The sequence below is a fragment of the Streptomyces sp. NPDC017943 genome, assembly GCF_044328425.1.
In the GTDB taxonomy this organism is placed as follows: Bacteria; Actinomycetota; Actinomycetes; order Streptomycetales; family Streptomycetaceae; genus Streptomyces; species Streptomyces djakartensis_A.
In genome coordinates, this window is the sequence record NZ_JBIRHH010000004.1 from 605,063 (window position 1) to 611,988 (window position 6,926).

Consider the following 6,926-nt stretch of genomic DNA (forward strand, 5'->3'; position numbering starts at 1 on the left):
GTCCCTCCCTCAGTGTCCGGTCTTCGGGGTGTAGGTCGCCGGCTTCACCGGCATCCGCACCGTGACGGGCGCGGAGTGGGCGAAGCGCAGTTCGACGGAGACCGTCTGGCCTTCCTTCGGCTTGCGCTTCAGCTGCTCGAACATCAGATGGTCGCCGCCGCTGCGCAGCTCCAGCCGGCCGCCCGCGGGGATCTCCAGGCTCTCGACCTCCTGCATCGCCCCGTCGACGGTCTCGTGCACGGTGACCCGGCCGATGTCGCTGGTGACCCCGGTCAGTTCGTCGTCGGCGCCGCCCTTGTTGGTGACGGTGAGGAAGCCGGCCGCCATGTCACCGGACATCGGCTGCGGCATGTAGGCCGAGCCGACGGAGAGTTCCGCCTTGCCGGAGCCGGAGTCGCTGCCGGAAGCGTCGCCGCCGCAGCCGGCCAGGGCGAGCGCCCCGGCTATGGCGAGGGCGGCCGGACCGGTGCGCCTCACGGCTTCTCCCCCTTGACCAGTGCGGGCAGGTCCTTGGTGTAGTCGTCGACGGTCGCGTCCTCGCCGTAGAGCACGTACCCGCCGTCGGTCTTCGGCGAGAACGCGATGACCTGGGTGCCGTGTTCCGAGACGAGCTTGCCGTTCTTGTCCTTGCGGGTCGGCTCGATGCTGATGCCGAGAGTGCGGGCGCCGGCCTGGATGGTGGGGAAGTCCCCGGTGAGGCCGACGAAGGAGGGGTCGATGCCCTTGAGCCAGGTGCCGAGTTCGGCCGCGGTGTCGCGCTCGGGGTCGGTGGTGACGAACACCACGCGCAGCTCGTCCTGTTCGGCCTTGGGCAGCTGCTTCTTGGCGACGGCGATGTTGTTCATCGTCAGCGGGCACACGTCGGGGCAGTGGGTGTAGCCGAAGTAGATCAGCGTGGGCTTGCCCGCGGTCTCCTTGCGGAGGTCGTACTTCTTGCCCCGGGTGTCGGTCAGGACCAGGTCCGGCTTCTCGAAGGGCCTGTCGAGGACGGTGGCGGCCTTCTTGCTGGCGGCCCCCTCGGAGACCACGGACACGGGCTTGCCGTTGTCGTCGCCGCTGCCGCACGCGGTCAGGGTCAGGGAAGCGGCGGCGAGCAGGGCGGCCGCGGCGAAGGTTGTGGTGCGCATAGAAAATGTCCCAGATGTCGGTGTCCCGGCACGCACCGGGGTGCCCCCGCGGTGGGGGGTGGTGCCCCGGTGCGTGCCGTACGGAAGCAGCCTCAGGCGGTGCGCCGGCGCCCGGCGAGCACGCCGTAGGCGACGCCGGCCGCGCCGACCACGATGCCCACGATGCCCAGGACGCGGGCGGTGGTGTCGGTGCCGTCCGAGGAGCCGGAGTCGGCGGCGGTGTGCGCGGACGTCTTCTCGGCCTTCTCCTCGTCGGAGTCCGAACCGGCCGACGAGCCGTGGTGCCCGTCCTCGGAGGCGGCGGACAGCTTCAGCACCGGGGCCGGGTTGTCGGGCTCCTCCTTGCCCTCCTGCGGCACCTCGATCCAGCGGACGACCTCCTTGTCGGAGTACGTCTGCAGGGCCTTGAAGGCGAGGGTGTCGGTGTCCTCGGGCAGCTGGCCCAGGGAGACGGGGAACTTCTGGAAGTACCCGGGCTGGATGCCCTTGCCGTCGGCGGTCCAGGTGACCTTGGAGACGGCCTCGGAGATCTTCTCTCCGTGCATCTCCAGCGGCTTGTCGAGCTTGGACTTGGTGACCTCGACCTTCCAGCCCGGCACCGGCTCCGGCATGACGGAGGCCAGCGGGTGGTCGGTCGGGAAGTTCACCTCGAGCTTGGTGGTCGAGGCGTCGTCGCGCTCGTTGGGAACCTTGAAGTCGACGACCGCGTAACCGCCCTTGGCGGCCGCGCCCTCGGGCTGCACGGTGACGTGCGCGAAGGCGGGGGCGGACAGGGCGAGGACGGTGACACCGGCGGCGGCACCGGCCGCGGCGATACGGGAAACCTTCATGGAAGGAAACACTCCGCTGTGAGAGTCGGTACGACTGAGGACGAGGGATACGCGCACGCGCGCCCACCGCACGACGGCGGCGGCCTCTCCCAGCCGTCCGGTACACAGAGCGGATCAGCGCAGGGGTGGTCGCGTCGTCAGGCGGCCAGGGCGAGTGCGGACACGGAAGCCGCACCGGCCGGCGGGCCGCGCCGGATCACCGAGTGCTGAAGGGCGACGGCGCACGGCAGCGGCGCGGCGTCCCGATCGGCCCGCACCGGGCGCGGACCCGCCTCGAGGGCGCCCGGAAGTCCGGCACGCAGAGCGCGCACGAACGCGAGGGCACCGCGCAGGGAGCGCATCAGCGCTCCCTCAGCGACGCCCTGCGCCGACAACTCGGTCAGCCGCAGCAGCGCCAGGTCGCCGCGGCGCAGCAGCCACCTGGCCGCGAGGGCCGCGAGGACGTGGCCCAGCAGCATCGGCAGGGACGGCCACAGCGAGGCGGACGAGCCGGGGGCGACCTCTCCGGCCAGGTGGGTGTGCGCTCCCGCGGCCGGATCGATCCGGGCGTCGGTGAGGATCCTCTGCGCCTGGGCGGGGCTGATCGCCGCGGCCGTCGTGCCGCAGACGAGGCGTGCCGCCTGCTGGACCAGGGCGGCGTCGCTACCACCCGCCGGGGTGGAGGCGCCGACGGCGGCCGTGCCGTGCTGGCCGAGGCCGAACACGATGTGCAGCACCGTCTGGCCGGCCGCGAGCAGGGCCGCCACCCCGGCCAGCGAGCGCACCCGCCCGGCGAGCGGGGCCGCCACGAGGAGCACCCCGAGGAATCCGGCGCCCAGCGTCCACAGCGGGACGCTGTCGCAGGAGGCGAGCGTGTGACCTGCCCCGGCCAGCACGACACAGACCGCGGCGAACACCGCGGCCCGCAGGATCCGGAGCGGATCTCCGGGGCGCGTCGCGCGCGCGTGGGGGGCAGTCATGGCGGGCTCATCATCGCACTGGCCCCGCGGCCCCCGTACGGCAGGTCCACAAGATGCCGTACGACCGGAACGTCACCCTCTGGCCCCGCCCGCCCGTACATACACCGATCAGGACCAGCCCGCATCCGCCATATGGGCGGCCTCACGGCGACTTCACGCTTACACCCGGGGACTGAGGGCAATACGTAACGGTATGTCGAGGCACAGCCAGGAGGCTGGAGCATGAGCATCTGGTGGTCACTCCATCTGCGGCGGGACGCCGCGAGCGTGCCCCTCGCCCGGCGCCTGCTGATCGGCACGATGGAAACCGCGGGCGTGGACCCCGACATCTCCTACGACCTCTCCGTGGCCCTCACCGAGGCCTGCGCCAACGCCGTCGAGCACGGTGGGGAACAGGGCTGCGGCCCGGGCTCGGAGGCCTACCGGGTCACCGCCTACCTCGACGGCGAGACCTGCCGGATCGAGGTCGCGGACGCGGGCCCGGGCTTCCCCGGGGCTTCCGCCGAGCGGTCCCGCCCGCAGATCAGGCCGGCCCGCACCGACGCGGAGCACGGCCGGGGCCTGTGCCTGATCGAGGAGCTCGCCGACCACGTCCACATCGGCAACAAGCCGGGCCGGGGCGGAGCCGTGGTGAGCTTCGACAAGGTCCTGAAGTGGCGCGAGAACGCACCGCTCATGGCGGTCTGACAGCGGCCCCACCGGGCAGCGGGACGGTGTTTCACGTGAAACGCCCGCCCCGCCCCCGGTTCCACAGCGTTGCCTACAGCGCTCCCCAGTCCAGGGTCGTCCGCGCCAGCCCCGCCACCTCCGTCAGCAGCGCCAGCCGCGCCGCCCGCACCGCCGGGTCGGGGTCCATCACCAGCACCTCGTCGAAGAAGGCGGCGATCGCCTCGACCAGCGGGGCGGAGACCTCGATGAGCGCGCCGAGGTCGTCCTCGCGGCCCTGAAGGGCCTCCCGTACGGCCCGGGCGCTCTCGGCGAGGCGCAGTTCGGCGGGAGCGGTCAGCACGGAGAGATCGGCTTCTGCGACGCCGCCCTCGGGCAGGATCCGCACGACCCGCTGGAAGGCTGCCGCCAGCGCTTCGAACGCCTCGCTGCCGACGTGCCGCTCCAGCGTGGCCAGCGTGCGGTCCCCGTGGGCGGGGCGGTCGGCCCACACCAGGACGGCCTGGACCAGCCGGTGCTCGTGCCCGGCGTCCGTGAGCTGCTGCTCATAGCGCCGGGTGATCAGCTCGGCGGCCTCGGCGACCCGCTCGGCGGGCACCTCGACGCCCTGAGCGGCGTAGCGCACGGCCGCCGCGCGCAGCCCCTCGCGCACCCGGACGCCGGCCACGGCGGGCAGGCTGCGCAGGACGTTGAGCAGTCCGATCGCGGCCCGGCGCACCCCGTACGGATCGGAACTGCCGGTCGGTGCGGCGCCGATGATGAACATGCCCGTGACCAGGTCGAACCGGTCGGCCAGGGACAGCACGGCCCCCGCCTCCGAGGCGGGCAGCTCCCCACCGGCCGCGCGCGGCAGCTCCATCTCGGCCAGGGCACGGGCGACCTCGGCGGACTCCCCGGCGTGACGGGCGTACTCCTCGGCCATCACACCGGCCAGCCCGGAGAACTCGATCACCATCTGGGAGGCCAGGTCGAACTTGGCCAGGGCACCGGCCCGCCGGACGACGGCCACCGTCTCCTCCTGGAGCCCGGCGCGTCCGGCCAGGTCCAGGGCGAGCTTGGCCAGCCGGTCGGCCCGGTCGGCGACCGTGCCGAGCCGATCCTCGAAGGTCAGCTTGTCCAGGCGCCGCCGGAACTCCTCGGGCGCCACCTTCAGGTCCGCCCGCCAGAAGAACGCGGCGTCCTCGTAGCGGGCGCGCAGCACCGCCTCGTTGCCCGCGCGCACCACGTCGTCGTCGCACAGGGCGTTGGCGAACGTCACGAAGTGCGGCATCAGCCGGTCGCCGTCCAGCACGGGCAGGTAGCGCTGGTGCTTGCGCATCACCGTGGTCAGGACGCTCGCGGGCAGTTCGAGGTAGCGCTCGTCGAACGATCCGCGCACGGCGTAGGGGAACTCGAGGATGTCCGTGATCTCGTCGATCAGCCCGGACTGGCCCTCCACGTCGATCCGCCCGCCCACCTCGGCGGCCGCCTCCACGGCGCCCCGCACGACGGCACCGCGCCGGGCGTCCCGGTCCAGGAGGATGCCGTGCATGTGCAGGAAGTGCGGATAGCCCTCGGCGGAGGTCACCCGGACCTCCGGGTAGGGGGCCTGGCGCTGCACCCGGGTGGTGTCGCCCGAGGTCAGCGAGGAGACCACCACGGGCAGGGGGGTGCGGCCCAGCAGCGCCAGCAGCCAGCGCACCGGGCGGGAGAACGACAGGCCCGGGTCGCTCCAGCGCATGTTGCGCCCGGCGCGCAGCCCGGACACGACCTCGGCCAGCAGATCGCTGAGCACCTCGACGGCCGGGCGGCCCTCCTCGTGCCGGGTGACCGCCACGTACGCGGTGCCGTTGACCTCGACGGTGCGCACATCGGCGGGTTCGGCGCCCTGGCTGCGGGCGAAACCGAGCAGCGCGGGGGTGGGGGCGCCGTCCTTGTAGGCGGCGGCGACCTTCGGGCCGCGTACGGTCCGCATGGTGTCGTGCTCGCGGGGCTGCACGCCGTCGATCGTGATCACGATGCGGCGGGGCGTGGCCATCACGGTGATCGCCCCGTGGCCCAGCCGGGTCTCGGCGAGCTTGGCGGTGATCGACGCACGCACGGCCTCGGTGGTGGCGGGGACGTCCGCGTACGGCAGTTCCTCGACGCCGATCTCGAACAGCAGGGTCTCCACGCCGGGCACCTTGGGCAGCGGGGCCCGTTCGGCCGGCGCCGGCACGGCCGCCACGCCCAGCGGGTGCTCCAGCGCCGCCCGGCGCTGCTCCCACAGCTTCGCGGTCTCGTGCGTCAGCCCGCGCATCAGCGAGAACGCCTTGGCGCGCTCGGTGGTGCTGATGGCGCCGCGCGCGTCGAGCACGTTGAAGGTGTGGCTGCACTTGAGCACGTACAGGTAGGCGGGGACGGGCAGTTCCAGGTCGAGCAGGCGACGGGCCTCGGCGGCGTACGACTCGAACAACCGGTGGTTGGTGTCGATGTCCGCGTCGTCGAGGTAGTAGCGGCTCATCTCGTACTCGTTCTGCCCGAACACCTCGCCGTAGGTGATGCCGGGGGCGTACGCGATGTCCTTGAAGTGGGACACGCCCTGAAGGTTCATCAGGATGCGTTCGAGGCCGTAGGTGATCTCCACCGACACCGGGTCCAGCGCGACTCCGCCGACCTGCTGGAAGTAGGTGAACTGGGTGATCTCCATGCCGTCGAGCCAGACCTCCCAGCCCAGGCCCCAGGCGCCGAGCGCGGGAGAGGCCCAGTTGTCCTCGACGAACCGCACGTCGTGGGCGTTGAGGTCGACACCGAGGGCGCGCAGGCTCCCCAGGTACAGCTCCTGCGGGTTGCCCGGGTCGGGCTTGAGGATCACCTGGAACTGGGTGTGCGTCTGCAGCCGGTTGGGGTTCTCGCCGTAGCGCGAGTCGTCCGGCCGGACGCTGGGCTCGACGTAGGCCACGCTCCACGGCTCCGGGCCGAGCACGCGCAGGGCGGTGGAGGGGTTGGCCGTACCGGCACCGACCTCGGTGTTCAGCGGCTGCGTGATCATGCAGCCGTTGTCGCTCCAGTACTTCTGCAGGGTGAGGATGGCGTCCTGCATGGTCAGTGCGGTCTGAACGTTGTTCATGGTGATCGCGCCCGTTCCCCGAGTCGGCCCGGCAAGGTCGGCCATGATCTCATACGTCAACCAGCGCTGACCTGCTCTTTCTTGACCAGGCACAACGGGCGGCACAGCACTGCGGGGCGCGGGGGGGCCCCCCGGGGGCCGGCCCCCCCCCCCCCCCGGGGGGGGGGGGCCCCCGAAAGGCGCCGGCCACCCCGGGCCGCGGCCCCACACGCCACGACCACCGCGGAGCGGCGGGGGACCGCGGCGCGGTGGTTCG

At 72.5% G+C, this 6,926-nt stretch carries 6 protein-coding genes; 1 reads left to right on the top strand and 5 read right to left on the bottom strand.

Annotated elements, in window-relative coordinates:
* Positions 1-9: 9 nt before the first annotated feature.
* From ACH4C6_RS16330 to ACH4C6_RS16345, 4 genes are all read right to left on the bottom strand, one after another.
* On the bottom strand, positions 10-477 hold the full coding sequence (locus ACH4C6_RS16330; RefSeq protein WP_398109224.1) for a copper chaperone PCu(A)C: 468 nt from the start codon (positions 475-477) through the stop codon (positions 10-12).
* Positions 474-1,127: an SCO family protein gene (locus ACH4C6_RS16335; RefSeq protein WP_398109225.1), complete on the bottom strand. Its 654-nt coding sequence runs from the start codon at positions 1,125-1,127 to the stop codon at positions 474-476. Before ACH4C6_RS16335 ends, ACH4C6_RS16330 begins: the two co-directional genes overlap by 4 nt.
* A gap of 92 nt (positions 1,128-1,219) precedes the next feature.
* A complete protein-coding gene (locus ACH4C6_RS16340; RefSeq protein WP_398109226.1) occupies positions 1,220-1,957 on the bottom strand; it encodes a YcnI family protein in 738 nt (245 codons plus the stop codon).
* A 137-nt stretch (positions 1,958-2,094) separates the two neighbouring features.
* The gene (locus ACH4C6_RS16345) at positions 2,095-2,916 is read right to left on the bottom strand and encodes a hypothetical protein (RefSeq protein ID WP_398109227.1); all 822 of its coding nucleotides are present in this window, start codon (positions 2,914-2,916) and stop codon (positions 2,095-2,097) included.
* A 222-nt stretch (positions 2,917-3,138) separates the two neighbouring features.
* On the opposite strand from ACH4C6_RS16345, the gene ACH4C6_RS16350 reads away from it, so the two are divergent.
* Positions 3,139-3,603 carry an ATP-binding protein gene (locus ACH4C6_RS16350; RefSeq protein ID WP_398109228.1) on the top strand — a complete coding sequence of 155 codons (465 nt, stop codon included), beginning with the start codon at positions 3,139-3,141 and terminating at the stop codon, positions 3,601-3,603.
* 73 nt (positions 3,604-3,676) lie between these two features.
* On the opposite strand, the gene ACH4C6_RS16355 is transcribed toward ACH4C6_RS16350, so the two are convergent.
* Positions 3,677-6,670, bottom strand: coding sequence for a glycine--tRNA ligase (locus tag ACH4C6_RS16355; RefSeq protein ID WP_398109229.1), 2,994 nt, complete (start codon positions 6,668-6,670; stop codon positions 3,677-3,679).
* Positions 6,671-6,926 lie beyond the last annotated feature (256 nt).